Annotated in this window: 14 protein-coding genes; 6 read left to right on the top strand and 8 right to left on the bottom strand. The window is 59.6% G+C overall.

Translation table 11 applies throughout. The features are described from left to right. Positions 1–210: 210 nt before the first annotated feature. Both QQJ86_RS09490 and QQJ86_RS09485 read left to right on the top strand, forming a co-directional pair. Positions 211–897 (top strand): rhomboid family intramembrane serine protease, encoded by a 687-nt coding sequence (locus QQJ86_RS09490; protein ID WP_284320689.1) that lies wholly within the window; start codon positions 211–213, stop codon positions 895–897. Positions 898–906: 9 nt separating this feature from the next. After that, a complete protein-coding gene (locus QQJ86_RS09485; RefSeq protein WP_284320688.1) occupies positions 907–1,230 on the top strand; it encodes a DUF1820 family protein in 324 nt (107 codons plus the stop codon). Here the strand turns inward: QQJ86_RS09485 and QQJ86_RS09480 are convergent. Both QQJ86_RS09480 and tfpB read right to left on the bottom strand, forming a co-directional pair. Further along, a complete protein-coding gene (locus QQJ86_RS09480; protein WP_284320687.1) occupies positions 1,227–1,955 on the bottom strand; it encodes a glutamine amidotransferase in 729 nt (242 codons plus the stop codon). The genes QQJ86_RS09485 and QQJ86_RS09480 overlap by 4 nt on opposite strands. Before the next feature lie 28 nt (positions 1,956–1,983). Next, on the bottom strand, positions 1,984–3,807 hold the full coding sequence (gene tfpB, locus QQJ86_RS09475) for a type IV pilus assembly ATPase TfpB (protein WP_284320686.1): 1,824 nt from the start codon (positions 3,805–3,807) through the stop codon (positions 1,984–1,986). Positions 3,808–3,904: 97 nt separating this feature from the next. On the opposite strand from tfpB, the gene glyQ reads away from it, so the two are divergent. Together glyQ and glyS are read left to right on the top strand one after the other, a co-directional pair. Continuing rightward, positions 3,905–4,816 carry a glycine--tRNA ligase subunit alpha gene (gene glyQ / locus QQJ86_RS09470; RefSeq protein ID WP_284320685.1) on the top strand — a complete coding sequence of 304 codons (912 nt, stop codon included), beginning with the start codon at positions 3,905–3,907 and terminating at the stop codon, positions 4,814–4,816. After that, positions 4,813–6,960: a glycine--tRNA ligase subunit beta gene (gene glyS / locus QQJ86_RS09465; RefSeq protein WP_284320684.1), complete on the top strand. Its 2,148-nt coding sequence runs from the start codon at positions 4,813–4,815 to the stop codon at positions 6,958–6,960. The genes glyQ and glyS overlap by 4 nt, the downstream gene beginning before the upstream one ends. Positions 6,961–7,031: 71 nt before the next feature. Here glyS and QQJ86_RS09460 read toward each other — a convergent pair whose 3' ends face one another. Next, positions 7,032–7,610, bottom strand: a complete 579-nt coding sequence (locus QQJ86_RS09460) for a helix-turn-helix domain-containing protein (protein ID WP_284320683.1) — start codon at positions 7,608–7,610, stop codon at positions 7,032–7,034. 491 nt (positions 7,611–8,101) lie between these two features. Between QQJ86_RS09460 and QQJ86_RS09455 the strand changes: the two genes are divergently transcribed. Next, positions 8,102–8,968, top strand: a complete 867-nt coding sequence (locus QQJ86_RS09455; RefSeq protein WP_284320682.1) for a YbaY family lipoprotein — start codon at positions 8,102–8,104, stop codon at positions 8,966–8,968. Between the two features lie 74 nt (positions 8,969–9,042). Here the strand turns inward: QQJ86_RS09455 and QQJ86_RS09450 are convergent, their stop codons facing one another. The 5 genes from QQJ86_RS09450 to mnmG all read right to left on the bottom strand — a co-directional run bounded on the left by QQJ86_RS09450 (position 9,043) and on the right by mnmG (position 17,037). After that, positions 9,043–10,893 carry an autotransporter domain-containing protein gene (locus tag QQJ86_RS09450; RefSeq protein ID WP_284320681.1) on the bottom strand — a complete coding sequence of 617 codons (1,851 nt, stop codon included), beginning with the start codon at positions 10,891–10,893 and terminating at the stop codon, positions 9,043–9,045. A 160-nt stretch (positions 10,894–11,053) separates the two neighbouring features. Then, positions 11,054–13,378: a Tex family protein gene (locus QQJ86_RS09445; protein ID WP_284320680.1), complete on the bottom strand. Its 2,325-nt coding sequence runs from the start codon at positions 13,376–13,378 to the stop codon at positions 11,054–11,056. 131 nt (positions 13,379–13,509) lie between these two features. Beyond that, positions 13,510–14,289: an RDD family protein gene (locus tag QQJ86_RS09440; RefSeq protein WP_284320679.1), complete on the bottom strand. Its 780-nt coding sequence runs from the start codon at positions 14,287–14,289 to the stop codon at positions 13,510–13,512. A gap of 46 nt (positions 14,290–14,335) precedes the next feature. Further along, on the bottom strand, positions 14,336–15,082 hold the full coding sequence (locus QQJ86_RS09435; RefSeq protein WP_284320678.1) for an RDD family protein: 747 nt from the start codon (positions 15,080–15,082) through the stop codon (positions 14,336–14,338). A 77-nt stretch (positions 15,083–15,159) separates the two neighbouring features. Further along, positions 15,160–17,037, bottom strand: a complete 1,878-nt coding sequence (mnmG, locus tag QQJ86_RS09430) for a tRNA uridine-5-carboxymethylaminomethyl(34) synthesis enzyme MnmG (RefSeq protein WP_284320677.1) — start codon at positions 17,035–17,037, stop codon at positions 15,160–15,162. 539 nt (positions 17,038–17,576) lie between these two features. Here mnmG and QQJ86_RS09425 point away from each other — a divergent pair. After that, complete coding sequence (locus QQJ86_RS09425; protein WP_284320676.1) at positions 17,577–17,762, top strand: hypothetical protein; 186 nt, start codon at positions 17,577–17,579, stop codon at positions 17,760–17,762. Positions 17,763–17,765 lie beyond the last annotated feature (3 nt).

Raw genomic sequence — 17,765 nt, 5'->3', positions numbered from 1 at the left:
AAAACGCCTTCCCCATCGGGAAGGCGTTTTGCTTTGTGGGCCATGCTGCAGGGTTTGCTCAAGGGCTATGCAGACGCGTCGCCGAACATGCGAACAACAGCGCTAGAGCAATGGAAGGCAGTTTGCGGACGCCGCTGCAATCTGCATCGGGCAATCACCTAAGATGTACCCTCAGACAGCTCGACCAGTGCGCTTGTCGAGGAGAAAGCCGTGTTTGTGAATGTCGAAACGCGACGTCAACCGCGCCTGCATTGGGCTGCGATGCTGCTGATCTGCATCTGCGTGGTGACTTTCATGGCGTTGGCTTTGATGTCGCCACCCCGGCGCGTGACGTTTTTGCTGGAATGGGGAACTGTTCCGGCCAACGTTTTCGATACGCACCAGCCGATCTGGCAGCAGCTGCGTGATCCCGCATTGCTTCGTCTGGTCACGGCATTGTTCATCCATGTCGCGTGGCTGCACCTGCTCAGCAACTTGCTGTTCCTGATGATCTTCGGGGTGCCTGCAGAGCGCACGTTGGGTTCGATTCGCTTCTTGATCCTGTTCCTACTCGGTGGCGTAGTCGCCAATTTAGCCGGAGCCATTTCCTTGGCAGGAGAAGTCAGGCCAATCATCGGCTGCAGCGGTGCGGTGTCGGCCGTACTGGGCGCTTATGTATCGCTGTTTCCTAGAGCGCGCCTCGGGCTGGTGTTGCCGTTGGGCTTCTATCTGGAATTCGTCCGCGTGCCGGCATTCTTGTTGATTGGCATCTGGGCGCTGCTGCAATTGCTCTTCAGCTATGCGGGTGGTCCGAGTTATGGCGGTTATGCTTGGTGGACGCACGTCGCCGGTTTTTTATTCGGAGTACTGTTCGCGCTGTTGTCGCGCAACGCAATTATGCGTCGTATGCGCCGGTAAAATGCCCTCATGCGCAACCAGAAACTCTACAAAGTTACGTTCCTCCACCTGGGCAAATGCTACGAGCTGTACGCCCGGCATGTTGCTTCAAGCAATTTATGGGGCTTCACGGAAGTCGGCGATCTGGTGTTCGAGCCAGCAGGAGAAGGACTGGTGGTCGATCCCACCGAGGAACGTCTGCGCGAGGAATTCAAGGACACTCGCGTCCTGCATTTGCCCATGCAGGCAGTGATTCGCATTGAAGAAGTGGATCGCAAAGGCACCCTGGCGATCCGTGATGCAGCGGACGGCCAAAAGGTCACGCCTTTTCCGATGCCCCCGCGCAATCGTTAGCGCGATGCGCGGTTGAGTCCGTGATGCCGCGAGAACATTTTTAGCAGTCGCCTTGCCAGCGGCGTTGCTGCCACTTGGCGATAGGTGTGATGAGGGTCGAACCCTTCGCGACGCATATCCTGATGTTTGCGCACGATGTAGGCACGCATCACGTCTGCGTTGAATTCTGGATGAAATTGTACGCTGACGGCATTGCGTCCATAGCGAATGAGATGGTGCGGATCGCGCGCCGAACGAGCAAGCACCTTGGCACCCGCCGGAATTTCGACAACGCTCTGCTCGTGAGTGGTGTGCGCCCGGAATTGTGTTGGCAGGAACGCTGTCAGCGAATCCTGTTCCGCACCGGGCAATAGATCGATCGGCAACGTACCGATCTCGCGTCCACCGGTCAGGTAATCAACGCGCCCACCCAGGGCATGCGCCATCAGTTGATGACCGTAGCAGACGCCCAAGAGCGGCAAATCGACGTCCATGGCGTTGCGTATCCAGCCTGCTGTGCGTTCGCTCCACGGTGCACGATCGGTAACCATTGCTGCAGAACCGGTGATCAATGCACCCGATACGTCCTGCGGTGAAGGCAGCTCTTCGCCTGCCGCCACATTAATTACTCGCACATGCTGCGGCGCCAGCTGTGCACCGAGGCGAAACCAATGCGGAAAGTCGCCATGACGTGCCCGGATGTTATCGGGAGCCTGGCCGGTACGGATGATCAGAATGGGCTTCATGCTGCGTAATACGGATAGATCGAAGTGTTCAAGTCGGTGAATCTTCCACATGCTCGACTGGGGGTAGCACGGTCAACACTTCCTGCACGGTGGTGACGCCGCGCGCGACCTGATCTGCAGCCGAAATACGAAGCGGGCGCATACCTTCGGCCAATGCGGCTCGGCTGAAGTGAATCAGATCCAACTGTGCCCCAATCATGCCACGCAGGCGTGGGCTCAACGGCATCATTTCGTAGATGCCGGTACGGCCGAGGAAGCCGGTATGACGGCATTCCAAGCAACCCACCGGTTTGAACACCTGCTCGGGCGGTGGGAACGACCAGCCGTGTGTCAGTACAGCCCACTCATGTGGATCCTGCTGCGTCTCCAGCTTGCAATGCGGGCACAGCGTGCGCACCAATCGCTGCGCCACCACGCCGGTAAGCGTGGATTGGATCAGATAATGCGGCACACCCAGATCGAGCAGACGCGTCACGGCGCTGGGCGCATCGTTGGTATGCAACGTGGAAAGCACCAAGTGGCCGGTCAGAGACGCTTGAACCGCCATCTGCGCCGTTTCCAGATCGCGAATTTCGCCCACCATGATGATGTCCGGATCCTGGCGCAGCAGCGTACGCACGCCGGAGGCGAAATCCAGATCGATGGCAGGCTGCACCTGCATCTGATTGAACTCAGGCGAGACCATTTCGATCGGGTCTTCCACCGTGCAAACATTGATGTCCGGCGTAGCCAAGTGTTTAAGTGTGGAATACAACGTGGTGGTTTTGCCGGAACCGGTCGGCCCGGTTACCAACACGATGCCGTGCGGACGCTCCACCATGCTTCGCCACAGGGCATCTTCCGGCGTGGAAAATCCAAGCTGCGAAAAATCCTTGGCGACGATATCCGGATCGAAGATACGCATCACCATCTTTTCGCCGAACGCCGTGGGCATGCTGGAAATACGCAATTCCACCTCGCGCCCGGACGTAGCGCGTGTCTTGATGCGACCATCCTGCGGGCGGCGTTTTTCAGCCACGTCCATGCGCGAGAGAATCTTGATGCGCGAGGTCACTGCGGTCATCACCGGCGGCGGCATTTCGAATACCTTGTGCATCACGCCATCGATGCGGAAGCGCATCATGCCCGCCTCGCGGCGCGGTTCCAGATGGATATCCGACGCGCGCTGCTCGAAGGCGTATTGCAGCAGCCAGTCCACGATATGCACCACGTGGCGATCATCGGCGCCGACTTCTCCAGCCTTGCCCAACTCCAGCAACTGCTCGAAGTTCAGCAGCGCCGAGGAGTCGTACCCGCTCTGGCTCTTAGCATCCTTCGCAAGCTGGATCGAACGCTGGACGCCGTAGAACTCCTGCAGATAGCGATTGATGTCGATCGGGCTGCACACCACGCGATGCACGTCACGACGTAGCATCTGGGCCAGATCTTTGGCCCAGGATTGGTCGAACGGTTCGGCGGTGGCGAAGGTCACTTCACCCGGCGTGACGGCCACCGGAAGAATGCGATGACGTTGCGCGTAGGCGTGGCTCACTACTTGCGTAACCGCCGCCACGTTGATCTTCATCGGATCGATTTTCAGATACGCCAATCCGGCTTGTCCGGCCAACCATTCGGTCAGCCCTTCCAGGCTGAGTGGCCGGCCTGGATCGCGACGGTTGGTGAGCTTGGCGTTGGCGACGATCACCAGCGGGTTCAGCTCCACCGTGCTGCGCCCCGCGCGATTTCCCACGCGCAGCTGTTTGGCATCATCGGCAAGCAGATAGCCGTCCACCACTAGCGCAGCGAGCACGTCGTCCAGAGCGAGCCGGCCACGGCGGCCAAGCAAGGAGGCGATTTGTTGACTTGCTGCCATCGGCGGATTCCCCGGATTAAGCGTCGATTGCCGGAAAAACGGCGAAAAGATGCGCTGCGGCTATACTAACCCGCTTTACGCTCCGGTTAGGAAAGAGATGTCCGCGCCTACCTTCCAGGATGTGATCCAGACCCTCAACCGCTATTGGGGAAGTCAGGGTTGTGTGCTGCTCCAACCCCTCGATACCGAGGTCGGCGCCGGCACCTTCCACCCCGCAACGTTCTTGCGTGCGCTCGGCCCGGAACCCTGGGCAGCGGCGTACGTGCAGCCTTCGCGCCGTCCCACGGACGGTCGTTATGGCGAAAATCCCAACCGCCTGCAGCACTACTACCAGTATCAGGTCGTGATGAAGCCGAATCCGGAGAACATTCTGGAGCTTTACATCGGCTCGTTGAAAGAACTGGGGCTCGACCCGCAAGTGCATGACTTGCGCTTCGTGGAAGACAACTGGGAATCACCTACGCTCGGTGCCTGGGGGCTTGGGTGGGAAGTTTGGCTCAACGGCATGGAAGTGACCCAGTTCACGTATTTCCAGCAGGCCGGCGGCCTGGAGTGCAGGCCGGTGACGGGCGAGATCACCTATGGCCTGGAACGTCTGGCCATGTATCTGCAGAACGTGGATAACGTCTACGACCTGATCTGGACCGAAGGCCCGCACGGCAAGGTGACTTACGGTGACGTGTTCCATCAGAACGAAGTGGAACAGAGCACCTACAACTTCGAACACGCCAACGTTGCTGAACTCCTGCGCTGGTTCGACGTGTGTGAGAGCGAAGCCAACAAGCTGATCGCTGCCGGTCTGCCATTGCCCGCATACGAACAGGTGATGAAGGCGAGCCACACCTTCAACCTGCTCGACGCGCGCCGCGCCATCAGCGTCACCGAGCGTCAGCGTTACATTCTGCGCGTGCGCACCTTATCGCGCAGCGTGGCAGAGACCTATGTCGCACAACGCGAAAGGCTCGGTTTTCCTGGATTGAAGCATCAGAAAAAGGAGCAGGCTGCATGAGCGCCGCCAAGTCATTGCTCATTGAGCTGGGCACGGAAGAGCTGCCGCCGAAATCACTGGATGAACTCGGCGCGGCGTTCCTCCGTGGCATCTGCGAAGGCTTGGGTAAGCGTGGCATTGCTGCGCTGCTGGATCAGGCAGCGTTGTATATGACGCCACGGCGTTTGGCCGTCTATATTCCTGAAGTTGCTGCGTCGCAACCGGAGCAATCGATCGAGCGCCGCGGTCCCGCGGTGAACGCTGCACTGGATGCACAAGGCCAGCCGAGCAAGGCGCTGATTGGCTTCGCACAGTCGTGCGGCGTTGGTGTCGAGCAGTTGGAGAAGCTGGATACCGACAAGGGCGCGTGGTTCGTCTATCGCACCGTGAAGCCGGGGCAACCGGTAGCCGCATTGTTGCCGGAGATCGTCGACGAAGCACTCAAGAGTTTGCCGATCCCCAAACCCATGCGCTGGGCCGATCACGATTACACCTTCGTGCGCCCGGTGCACTGGCTGGTGATACTGCATGGCGCGAATATCGTCGATGGCGAGGTACTGGGCCTGCATAGCGGTCGCAAGTCGCGCGGCCACCGCTTCATGCATCCGCAACCTGTGCATCTTGCTGATGCTGACAGCTACGTGGATGCCATGCGCATGGCCAAGGTGCTGGCCGATCCGGTGGAGCGCCGCCAGCGCATTCGGGATGAAGTGGCACGTGCGGCGAAGGAAACCGGCGGTACACCGCGTCTCGACGATGCATTGTTGGACGAAATCGCCAACCTTACCGAATGGCCGGTCGCCATCGCTTGCACCTTCGATCGTGCATTCCTGAGCGTGCCGCCCGAGGCGCTGGTCACCACGATGGAGGCCAATCAGAAATTCGTGCCGGTGTTCGACGCGCACGACAAGCTCACCGAACATTTCATCGGCATCGCCAACGTTCATAGCAAGCATCCGCAAGAAATTCGCAAAGGCTATGAGCGCGTGATTCGCCCGCGCTTTGCCGATGCAAAGTTCTTCTGGGATGAAGACCAAAAAACGTCGCTCAAGAGCTATCAGGACGCGCTGAAGAACGTGACGTACCAGCAGGCCCTTGGCAGCTTGTGGGACAAGAGCGTGCGTGTGGCCGAAATCGCGCGCATCGTAGCCAATCGTGTTGGTGTCGATGCCGGCCTCGCTACGCGTGCGGCGAGCCTCGCCAAGTGCGATCTGCTCACGCGCATGGTCGGCGAATTCCCAGAGCTGCAAGGCGTGATGGGTCGTTACTACGCGCAGCATGACATGGAGCCTGCCGACGTCGCCGATGCGCTCGATAGCGTGTATCAGCCGCGCTTTGCGGGCGATACGATCGCTGCGGGCAAGGTGGGGCAGGTGCTTGCCATTGCCGAACGCACGGATACGCTCGCGGGCATCTTTGCCGTGGGTCTCAAGCCCAGCGGCAACAAGGATCCGTTCGCCCTGCGTCGCGCTGCGCTGGGTCTTGCGCGCACCTTGATCGAGGGCGGCCTCGAACTTGATCACAAAGCCTTGTTTGCTGAAGCGATGGAGTTGCTGCCCGATGCGGCGCTTGCTGCAGGCCTTAAGCCGGGCAAGGATGGCAAGCCGCCTGCGCTCGATGCGGGGCAGCGTCGTGCTGCACTGGTATCCGAACTCAATGAGTTTGTGCTCGAACGTCTGCGTGGTTACTACGCGGAGAAGGGCTTCACCACCGAGCAATACGAAGCCGTGTTGGCGGTGACGCCGATCAGCCTGGTCGACTTTGATCGTCGCTTGCGTGCAGTCGTCGAATTTGGACGGCAGCCCGAGGCCGTGAGTCTTGCCGGTGCCAACAAACGTGTCGCCAACATTCTGCGCAAACAGCAGGAAGAGCACGGTGTGCAAAGCATCCGGGAACAGGTCGATCCCGCGCATTTCGAGGAAGATGCCGAGCGTGCCCTAGCGCAGGCGTTGGAGGCTGCGCAGGTCGATACGGCTGCGGCCCTGCAGCGTCGCGACTACACCGCTGTGCTTGCGCGTCTTGCCGAGTTGCAGGCGCCGGTTGATGCGTTCTTCGATCACGTACTGGTGAATGCGGAGAACCCGGTCGTGCGTGCCAACCGGCTCGCGCTGCTGGGACGACTGAAGGCGCAGTTCACGGCTATCGCCGATATCGCGCGCTTATAACGGCGAGTTAAAAAACAAAAAAAACGGCAGCCACTAGGCTGCCGTTTTTTTGTTGTGACTTGCCGGAAAGGTCAAGAAGTCATTCGGGCAGACGAACGGCCCTTCAGCCGCTCCGCAAGACGATGATTGAATGCCACCATGGCGGCGGCGTCGACATCGTTACCGCCTGGGCCAAGAATGTTGTAAAGCTGCGCGAGCATGTCAGAGTTTTCCGCTAGCGTCAGATGGCTGTCCGCCAAATCCAGTTCCGATTGCAGGATGCGCAGTGCAGTATTCAGTCGCTGCACGTCCACGCTATCGGCTTCCAGCGTATCGGCGGCAGTGCGCAGCTTGGAGCGATGGCGGGAAGCGATGGTTTCGGAACTGTTAGTACCCTTCATGTCATCGGGCACTACGGCGCTGGGATCCATCATCGACCCTTCGCCAGCCACCAACCAGACCAGTGAAATGCCGAGGGTGCGCGCAAGGGTTACGCAACGTGCGCGCGAGGGATCGGTATTGCCGTCTCGCCAGCTGCGGACCACCCCCTCCGAAAAGCCGCACATGCGAGCGATCTCCGTGACGCTGCCGACGCGCTGGATCAGCACCTTGATCCGATCGGCGAAGGTCGTCGTGGTGGGTTCGATGGGCGTAAGAGTTTGCACGTTCATCGCAAAAATTCCGCAGTTAGCTAACGTTTGGCCGGTAAGTTCTTGTCGGCCCGCCTGTTTTTTATAGACCACGTGCCCGTCGTGAATCTGTTGGTTGGTACAAGTTCTTGAGTTTTATTCGTATTAACTTGTACGTAACGACGTGTTTCGAGGTCTTTCTCCTGGCCACAAACGCGTCAGTTTGTTCGGGGTTGACACACGGAAACGTATACAAGGCAAGAAACTGCGACATGGTCCTGGCGCGCTTGGCGGGGACTGTCGTTCTTGGTGGAGTTGTCTGGCGGGAGTCGTTTGCCTTTTCACCACCCTTGGCCGGCAAATATTCCTCTGCTCAAGCCATTACATACGTAAGCGAATGGCACTTTCGCTCCGTTGACTTTTCCGTGAGTGGACTTTGGGCTATTCTCAGAGGCTCCCCCGCGAATGTTTGCAGCGCGATGCGTTTGGCAGGCACCGCGTTTCGAATCGATCCAACCTGAGGTTCCCATTCCATGCGCAGCGTTGTTTGGTCGCTGATGACAGTGGCAGCGGTTGCACTAGCCGGCTGCAATAACTCTTCAAACCCGTCGTCGTCGACCGGCACGGATGGTACGGAAGCGAGTGCACCGGCAGCTGGTGCTGCGCACAGCGTTACCGGTACCGTCACGCTTCGCGGCGGCATCATGCCTTCGCAGCAGGGCAAGCTCGATATCAGCATCGTGGACGTGACGGCACAAGGTTCCGCTCCGCTCGCCACCAAGACGATTACTCCGGCCACGACGTTCCCGGAGACGTTCGAGCTGGATTTCAATCCCGCCAACGTCGCTACCAATGACCTGTATATCGTGCAGGCCACGCTGACTGACGGTGACCGCCACTACACGATGCCGCTGCAGGCGCCCGTTCTGACTCAGGGTCACCCGACCACCAACGTCGGCATCGAACTTGCGCCGGAACAGACGCCTGGCGAAAAACTGCTTGTCGTGTTCCAGGGCGTACAGAAGCAGATCGGTGGCATGAAGCGCACCGCCGGCACCAAGCTTGAGCCGAATGCCTCGCGCGCCTGGCAGGTATTCCGCGAAGGCGGCGAAGTGAAGTTCATTCGGGAGCTGGTGGATTACGGCGATAAGGGCTTCACCAGCACCGACTATGCCTACAAAGACGGCAAGCCCTGGGCGGTGCAGCAGCAGAAGAAGTCCAGCCAGAGTGCCAAACCCAACTCGGTCGATACCGCGGGTTGGGGCGACGATGGCTCGCTGGTGCTGAAGACGCACGAAGCCGGCGGCAATACTTCGGCGCTTGGCGACAGCGACGCGCAGAATCTGCAGCAGCAGGCCAAAGACATCCTCAACATGGCGACGGGCGGCAAGGGCAAGTAAGCCTTTCCGTTCTGAGCTTGGATGAAAAAAGCCGTCCCAATGGGACGGCTTTTTTGTTGCCGGTAAAGTTCGGCTTAGAAGCCGAACTTTACTCCGAGGTTGACGCCATTCGAATGCTGACTGTTGTCGGCGAAGTGGCCGTTGTATGCGATCCAGCCCGATAGATTCGGCGTGATCTGCGCCGTGATGCCCGCATTGGCCGAACCCCAGTTCTTCTTGGGCGTAAAGCCGGCCATTTCGAAGCTGCCGTTCATGCTGTTGAGACCAGCGGTAACCATATCGGTACTGGCGCGGCTGTCGTGATTCCAACCCAGTTCAACGTACGGAGCCAGATCCATGCTGTCGTACTGCCAATGACCTTGCAGGCGCCAGCCCAGCGTGCTGATCACTGCATTGCGCTCCTGGCGGCCGAACCACATGGCCGTCGCATCATTGCCGTTTTCGCTATAGCCGTTGATCTTGATGTTCTGGTATTCGAAGTTGGCAAGCGGGCCAGTCTTCAGTCCACCGACATCGAACCAGTAACCGCCATGCAAGCCGATGCCGACGTATGAGCCATCCGTCTTGCCGCTTTCATGAGTGCGGTAATCGCCGATCATGAAGACGCGATTGATATTGGTGAAGCTGGCCTGGCCGAAGTCGCCATAAGCGCCGGCATAAGCGCCGCCGGTATGCCAAGTGAGATAGCCAAGGCCGCTGATCGCTTGCAACCGGTAACCACCGCCACCGCTGACGTCCGCATAGTGCTCACCGATGCCGAGCGCCACGCCCGCGGAGAGATAATCCGTTGCGTGGATGTCGGCACCCACAGTGAGGTCAACGTTGTTACTGGTGGTCTTCGGCGCACCGGCGCGCTGCTCGAACTGCTGATTCGAATAATTGATGTTGGCGAATGCACGCGTGGTGCTGCCGAAATTGTCCGCCATCATCTGATTGCGCACGACGGCCGTCTGCGTTGTTACCGCAGCGAGCGGAGCTTCTTGCAGCAGCGAAATCTGCTGTGGTGCGGCCAACTCGGACAGCACTACCTGCGAAAGCATGACGTCTGCGCCCGTGGTGGGATGCACGCCGTCTGCAAACAGATAGGTTTGGTTCGTGCCCGGAGCATAGGTGTATGGCAGGCCGGAACCCTGCGGACCGCACAGCACGGAGCTCGAGCCCACGCCGCATGCTGGCGTAGTGACGTTAGTGAAACCATAGAGACCCGGATTGGCGATCACCTGACTGAGCAGGCCGAAAGCGTTGACCGGGATGATGCCTTTGCCAAGGTTCGCAATGCCTGCGTTGAGCTGCCCGTTATAGACCGCGCTCAGCGTGGTGAGCGACGATGCGGCGGACGCACCCGCTTCTTGCGCCTCGGGCGTCAGGCCGATGTTCGGTAGATTGAATACCAGGATGTTCTTGGCGCCAGCGCTTTGCAGTTCGCCGATCAACTTCACTTCCTGCTGCGCGGCCGCAACGATCTGCGCTTGTGCCGTAGCAGGTGTGGTCGTTGCATAGAAGATGTCGTTCGCACCGCCCCACATCGTGTACAGCGCGTGGCTGTCGAGTGTCGGATGGCCGGCAAGATACGTATTGATCTGCGTCGTGATGGTGGGAACGCCGGTTGGTGTGCCAGGCGAATTGTTATTAATGCCAGCGCCACCCCATGCGTAGTCGTTGCCGCCCGCAAGCGATGCCGTCAGTGAATAACCCAATGCACTGGCCACATTCTGCACAGCAACGTTACCGGGATTGGTAGTGAACTTCTGAGGTGGCTGGAAGCTCGGGACTTCATAGAGAGAAAGGTTGCCCGCATCGCTCAGGCTGTCACCGAACGTGATGACGTTGCTGAACGTCGGGTTCGGATTGCCCGTGGCATATGCGGTTCCTGCAAGGCCCAGGGCGAGCGCAACGGCCCCCGCCATCTTGCGTGGATGGAACATGTGGGTGCTCCCCTATTGTTATGAAGACGTTACGTTAATGCATGCCATACGGAAGCGCATGCTGCACTGCAGTCAAAATGCACGCTCGTAAAAGCCGCGTGAAAACAGTCGATCAGTCTATGGGCCAAGCGGCAGATCACCCGCTTGGCCCATACGCGATTTAGCGCTTCAAAGCACGCGAAAGCGCGTCCGCGAAGGCGCTGTTGGCCGGAGCAGGAGCCGCCTTCGCCGGGGCGGAGCCCGGTCGCAGTCCGCGGGAATCGCGTCCACCACGTGTGTTGTCGCCGCTGGCTGGCTTACCACCACGAGCCTGGCCCGGCTCATCGTCCAGGCGCATGGAAAGGGCGATGCGCTGGCGCGCGATGTCCACTTCCATCACTTTCACTTTCACGATGTCGCCGGCCTTCACCGCATCGCGCGGATCTTTTACGAAGTTGTGCGACAGTGCAGAGACGTGCACCAAGCCATCCTGATGCACGCCGATGTCGACGAACGCACCAAAGGCGGCAACGTTGGTGACACGGCCTTCGAGAATCATGCCGGGCTTCAGATCTTTTAGATCTTCCACGCCCTCGGCGAAGCTGGGTGCTACGAATTCAGGACGCGGATCGCGACCGGGCTTTTCGAGCTCCTTGAGAAGGTCGCGCACGGTGGGCACGCCGAAGCGCTCGTCCGTGTATTGCTCAGGCTTCAGGCCGCGCAAGAAGGTAATGTCGCCGATGATGTTTTTTACTTCGCGGCCGCACTGCGCAATGATGCGCTCCACGACTGGATAGGCTTCCGGGTGTACTGCGCTTGCGTCGAGCGGATTGTCGCCGCTGGGAATGCGCAAGAAGCCAGCACACTGTTCGAATGCCTTGTCGCCCAGGCGCGGTACTTTCAGCAAAGCCTTGCGATTGGCGAACGGGCCGTTGGCGTCGCGATGCTTCACTACATTCTCGGCGACGCTGGGTGTGAGGCCTGCCACGCGCGAAAGTAATGCGGCCGAAGCAGTGTTCACATCCACGCCAACAGCATTCACACAGTCTTCCACTCGCGCATCCAGCGCACGCGCCAGCTTCACCTGGTTCACGTCGTGCTGGTATTGGCCCACGCCGATTGCTTTCGGTTCGATCTTCACCAACTCCGCCAACGGATCTTGCAAGCGGCGAGCGATGGAGACGGCGCCGCGCAGACTTACATCGAGATCTGGAAATTCCTTGGCAGCCGTTTCCGATGCCGAATACACCGATGCACCGGCTTCGCTCACCACAATCTTGGCGAGCTTCAAATCAGCATGTTTCTTGATGAGCTCGCCGGCCAGCTTGTCGGTTTCGCGTGATGCCGTGCCGTTGCCGATAGCGATCAGATTTACGCCATGCTGCTTACTCAACACGGCGAGGCGTGCGAGTGATTGATCCCACTGGTTACGTGGTTCGTGCGGATAAACCGTATCGGTGGCAAGCAGTTTGCCGGTGGCGTCAACCACGGCCACCTTCACGCCGGTGCGAATGCCTGGGTCCAGGCCCATGACAGTCTTGGCCCCGGCCGGTGCGGCCAGGAGCAAATCCTTGAGGTTGTCGCCGAACACGCGAATGGCTTCGTCTTCCGCACCTTCGCGCACGCGGCCAAACAAATCCAGCGTGAGATGAAGATGCAATTTCACGCGCCAAGTCATGCGCACCGTTTCCCGCAACCAGGCATCGGCAGCGCGGCCGCGATCGATGATGCCGGAGTGCGAAGCGACACGGCCTTCGCCTTCCTGATGGCCTTGTTCGGCTTCGACGGTCGGCAACAGTTCCAGCTCGATCACGCCTTCGTTGCGCGCACGCATAAGTGCGAGCAGGCGATGCGAGGGGATCTTGCCGATCGGTTCCATATGATCGAAGTAGTCGCGGAATTTCGCGCCTTCGTTTTCCTTGCCTTCCACGACTTTCGCGCGAATCTGGCCTTTTTCCCACAACCAATCGCGCAATTCGCCCAGCAGTTGTGCATCTTCAGCGATGCTTTCCATCAGGATCGCACGTGCGCCATCGAGCGCGGCACGTACGTCGGGTACACCTTTTTCAGCGTCCACGAACTGTGCGGCGAACGCTTCCGGGGGCTGTGTGGGATCTTCGCGCAGGCCGGTCGCCAGCGGCTCCAGCCCCGCTTCGCGCGCTATCTGGGCCTTGGTGCGGCGCTTGGGCTTGTAGGGCAGGTAAAGATCTTCCAGGCGTGCCTTGGTGTCGGCTTCGAGAATGTCCCGCTTCAATGCATCGCTAAGTTTGCCTTGTTCCTCGACGCTGGCGAGGATCGCTGTGCGGCGTTCTTCCAGTTCGCGCAGATAGCGCAGGCGTTCTTCAAGCGTGCGCAATTGCGTATCGTCGAGGCCGCCCGTGACTTCTTTGCGGTAGCGCGCGATGAATGGCACGGTGGCGCCGCCATCCAGCAATTCCACAGCGGCTCTTACTTGCTCCGGCTTGGCGGTGATGTCCTGGGCGATGCGTTGTTCGATGCTAAGCATGGGACTACTCAATTCCTTGGGCTTCGTGGTACGACGAACGTATGGTGGAAACGTCATGCGTCGGAAGGTCTGCGAGCATGACAAAAAAGGCGGCGCAAGCCCAGCAGCTGCGCCGTCGCTGATTGGACGAATCAGGCGTTGAAGTGGCCGTGTTCACGGCTTGGCCGTTGTGGCGGCTGCTCCTGCGCTGTGCCGTTAAGCACGTACGTGCCGGCCCATAAATCGTGCAGACCCTGTTTGCGCTGCGTCCAGGTGATGGCGAGATAGCAGATCAGCGGAATCAGGCCAAAGATCGCGGCCGACAATCTCACAACGTTGCGTGCAGCAGAACGTCCAAGCGTGATGCGCTGCCCGTGCAGATCTGTCACGCGCAGGCGTAGCGCCAGCTTGCCGGGCGTGGCCTGCCATTTGGAGGCTTCGAAGAATACGTAGTACAGATAGGTGATCACGAGCGAAGCCACCGAGGCAGCTTCCGTCGCCTGCGCATAAGTGCGCATCGCCGCGGTCATGTCGGCGCCGTTTTGTATTTGTTCGAGCAGGTGTTTGTATGCCTCCAGGCCGTCAAACGCATACATCGCGATCAAGGAAGGAATGATGAGGATGATCAGGTCGATCACCCATGCACCGAAGCGCTGCCAAAAACTTGCGTAGTCGAAATCGACGGCATTTGCTCGCTGCTGCAGTGGTGGCGGGCTGTTCGGACTAGGCGCGGGCGCAGGTTTATCCTGCGGGAACAATACCGACAACGGCTGCCAATCTGCCAGCCCTTCACGCCAGCCGAGATCGTCGGGACTCAACTGGCCGCTACGCAGCCATTCCCGCACCTGTTCTTCCTGATAAGGGCCGTGGCGTTCGCCATTTCGGCCGATCCAGACTTCCATCGCGTATTCCTCAAAAAACATCCGGCGCATGATGCCATGCGCCTGAAAATACCTTCAGCACCTAAGGAATAGTGAGTCAGGCATTGAACGTGGAATTGTCACCGGGTTTCGGTGGTGGAACCGATCTCCGCACTTCACTGGCGCGGCCTTTGAGTACCAGGGTGCTCGCGATAAGGTCATGCAAACCTTGCTTGCGGCGGGTAAACGCCACCATCAAATAGCCAATGCAGAAGAGAAAGGCGCTGATGAGTTGAGCGCCATAACGGCCCACGGCGCGGGCAAGATTGATCCGTTTACCTTGCAGGTCCGTAACGCGTATGCCAACGGCAAGCTTGCCTACGGTAGCCTGCCAAGCTGAGCTTTCGCAAAGCGCGCTGTATATCCACCAGGCGAGGGTGGCTGCAAGCAGGTATCCGCCCATGCCGGCATAAAAATGGGTTAGTGCATGCAATGTTGCCGGGTCATCCGGCGACATGTTTTGCGTTTGCTGCAGGAGTGCTTCCTGTTTTGCCTGGGTGCCAAACAACATGCCTAGCAAAGTGCATGGAATGTACATGACGACGCAGTCAATGAAATACGCCGTAACGCGAATCCAAAAGCCGGCGTATTCGACATCTGCGGTCGCGACGTTAGGCGGCGTGAATGGAGGAGGTACCTTGGCCAGGTCATCGGCAAACAGTGTCGCGAGTGGCTGCCAGTCCGCCATGCCTTCTTGCCAGCCAAGGTCATCTGGACGCAATTCGCCGCTGCGTAACCATTCCCGCACCTGTTCTTGCTGATAGGGACCGTGGCGTTCGCCGTTTCGGCCGATCCAGACTTCCATCGCATGTTCCTCGATAGCATCCGGGGCATGATGCCATGCACCTGAGCGGGACGGTGAGCGGATAACAGGGTGTGCGGTCAGGCTGCGTCGCGCCGCTTCAGATGCACCAGCAACAGCGAAATGGCTGCGGGCGTGACGCCGCTGATGCGCGCCGCTTGGCCAATGGTGGCCGGCAGACTGCGCTTGAGCTTCAGCAGCACTTCTGCGGAAAGCCCGCGCACCTTGTCGTAGTCGAAGCCCGATGGGATGGCCGTGTTCTCGTGGCGGCGCTGGCGCTCGATTTCATCGCGTTGGCGTTCGAGATAGCCAGCGTACTTGGCCTGCACTTCAACCTGCGCTGCGACATCTTCGCGAGCCACGGCTGGACCAAGCTCAGGCACGCTGGATAGTTTGGCGTAATCGAGTTCAGGACGACGCAGCAGATCCAGGGCATGGGTTTCGCGGCTGACGGTGATGCCGAGTTGGCGCGCGATCGCTGCACCCAACATATTGTTTGGCGCTGCCCACAGTGTAGTGAGGCGTTGCGTTTCCTTTTCCACCGCCTCGCGCTTCGCACGCAGCGCATCGAACCGCGCTTGCGGCACCACGCCGAGCGCATGACCGGCTTCGGTAAGGCGAAGATCGGCGTTGTCTTCACGCAGATGCAAGCGGTACTCCGCGCGCGATGTGAACATGCGATACGGTTCGATGGTGCCGTTGCTGGTGAGGTCGTCGATCAGCACGCCGATATACGCTTCATCACGGCGCGGATACCACGGCGCCTTACCTTGCACGGCGAGCGCGGCGTTGAGGCCGGCGATCAGGCCCTGCGCCGCTGCTTCTTCATAGCCTGTGGTGCCGTTGATCTGGCCGGCGAAATACAAGCCTGGAATGGTCTTGGTTTCCAGCCAGGGATGCAGGCCGCGGGGATCGAAATAGTCGTACTCGATCGCATAACCGGGGCGCGTAATGTGTGCGTTCTCGAAGCCCTTGATGGAGTGTACGAGCTCCAACTGCACATCGAACGGCAGCGAAGTGGAAATGCCATTGGGATAGATTTCGAAGCTATCCAGCCCTTCCGGCTCGATGAATATCTGGTGCGAACTCTTGTCGGCGAAACGCACCACCTTGTCTTCGATGGACGGGCAATAGCGCGGACCCACGCCTTCGATCTGACCTGTGTAAAGCGGTGAGCGATCCAGCGCACCGCGGATCACCTCATGCGTGCGCGCACTGGTATGGGTAATCCAGCAGCTCACTTGGCGCGGATGTTCCTCACGCGAGCCCAGGTAGGAGAACACGGGTGCTGGATCGTCGCCGGGTTGTTCTTCCAGGCCGCTGAAGTCGATGCTGCGTAGATCGATGCGCGGCGGCGTGCCGGTCTTCAGGCGATCGGCAGCCACCGGCAGTTCGCGCAGGCGCTGAGCCAGCGTAGTGGCTGGTGGGTCGCCGGCGCGGCCGCCGGCGTACTGGGCCGGGCCGATATGGATCTTGCCGGCCAGAAAAGTGCCCGCGGTGAGTACTACGGACTTGGCGCGGAAGGAAACGCCCATTTGCGTCACTACACCCACCACGCGGCCCTGCTCGATCAACAGGTCGTCCACCGCCTGCTGGAAGAGGTCGAGATTCGGCTGGGTCTCCACCATCCGGCGAATCGCCGCCTTGTACAGCACGCGATCGGCTTGGCAGCGAGTAGCACGCACGGCCGGTCCCTTGGAGGCGTTCAGCGTGCGCCATTGGATGCCCGCGCGATCCGCCGCATGGGCCATGGCGCCGCCGAGCGCGTCGATTTCCTTCACCAGATGGCCCTTGCCGATGCCGCCGATGGCTGGATTGCAGCTCATCTGGCCGATCGTCTCGATGTTGTGGCTCAGCAGGAGGGTGCGGGCGCCGCAGCGCGCCGAGGCGAGCGCGGCTTCGGTGCCGGCATGGCCGCCGCCGATCACGATCACGTCATAGGAGGTCGGATGAAGCATCGGAATGAGGCAAATACAAGGGCAGGCAAACGTTTATGATAATACGCCCGGCCTCGCCAGAAATGACTTACGTGAAGCTGGCATGCTTTCTGCTTTAGCTTCACTGCACTTTCACGGGCAGAAGCTGCGCAAACGCGCGCTGAGATAGGACGGCAGGGGTCCTTTCGCGTACCGGGACAGGAAGCAGAGACGGCGCCCATTGGGCGCCGTCGTTTTTTTCTGATCTCTTTGGAGAGAGATCTGGCGCCCGGCGGTCTCAGGAACAGGGGGAATCCAGGATGACCGTAGTGCCGGGCGCCAGAAACTGGTGGCCTAAACAGGCGGTACGGCGAAGACCGCACCCCCCGTTGCGTGAGGTCGATAATCGCCCCGCACGCGTGAACATGAAGTGACTGAAACGCAAACTTCTGTCGAGACGCGGCAACTGCTGACAGAAAAGGTCACAGAGTGATGTAGGGCAAATCCTCTATGTGATGCACATCACGCGCTGGCACATCTGTTGCTGGAGAGTCCATGCAGCTCAGCAACGGAGATGTGTCATGGGTAACAGCAACGAGTTCGCACCAGTGTATTTGCGGCATGATCTGATGGTCGAAATCGGTCGCCTCGAACTGGCGATGGATCATCTGGTCGAGCGCGACCTGGTCCAGCAGGAGCAGCTTCGCCCGCGCCTTGAATCGCGCATGAGCCATCTGCTCAGCGAGCTGGATCATCTTCCCGTGTAAACG

Origin of the sequence: Dyella acidisoli, from assembly GCF_030160295.1 — a bacterium.
Classification (GTDB): Bacteria; Pseudomonadota; Gammaproteobacteria; order Xanthomonadales; family Rhodanobacteraceae; genus Dyella_B; species Dyella_B acidisoli.
This window is presented reverse-complemented; position numbering and strand designations above follow the sequence as displayed.

Coding starts and splice junctions, on each gene's coding strand:
- QQJ86_RS09485 (WP_284320688.1), top strand. CDS start 907: ATGCGCAACCAGAAACTCTACAAAGTTACGTTCCTCCACCTGGGCAAA.
- QQJ86_RS09480 (WP_284320687.1), bottom strand. CDS start 1,955: ATGAAGCCCATTCTGATCATCCGTACCGGCCAGGCTCCCGATAACATC.
- tfpB (WP_284320686.1), bottom strand. CDS start 3,807: ATGGCAGCAAGTCAACAAATCGCCTCCTTGCTTGGCCGCCGTGGCCGG.
- glyQ (WP_284320685.1), top strand. CDS start 3,905: ATGTCCGCGCCTACCTTCCAGGATGTGATCCAGACCCTCAACCGCTAT.
- glyS (WP_284320684.1), top strand. CDS start 4,813: ATGAGCGCCGCCAAGTCATTGCTCATTGAGCTGGGCACGGAAGAGCTG.
- QQJ86_RS09460 (WP_284320683.1), bottom strand. CDS start 7,610: ATGAACGTGCAAACTCTTACGCCCATCGAACCCACCACGACGACCTTC.
- QQJ86_RS09455 (WP_284320682.1), top strand. CDS start 8,102: ATGCGCAGCGTTGTTTGGTCGCTGATGACAGTGGCAGCGGTTGCACTA.
- QQJ86_RS09450 (WP_284320681.1), bottom strand. CDS start 10,893: ATGTTCCATCCACGCAAGATGGCGGGGGCCGTTGCGCTCGCCCTGGGC.
- QQJ86_RS09445 (WP_284320680.1), bottom strand. CDS start 13,378: ATGCTTAGCATCGAACAACGCATCGCCCAGGACATCACCGCCAAGCCG.
- QQJ86_RS09440 (WP_284320679.1), bottom strand. CDS start 14,289: ATGCGCCGGATGTTTTTTGAGGAATACGCGATGGAAGTCTGGATCGGC.
- QQJ86_RS09435 (WP_284320678.1), bottom strand. CDS start 15,082: ATGGAAGTCTGGATCGGCCGAAACGGCGAACGCCACGGTCCCTATCAG.
- mnmG (WP_284320677.1), bottom strand. CDS start 17,037: ATGCTTCATCCGACCTCCTATGACGTGATCGTGATCGGCGGCGGCCAT.
- QQJ86_RS09425 (WP_284320676.1), top strand. CDS start 17,577: ATGGGTAACAGCAACGAGTTCGCACCAGTGTATTTGCGGCATGATCTG.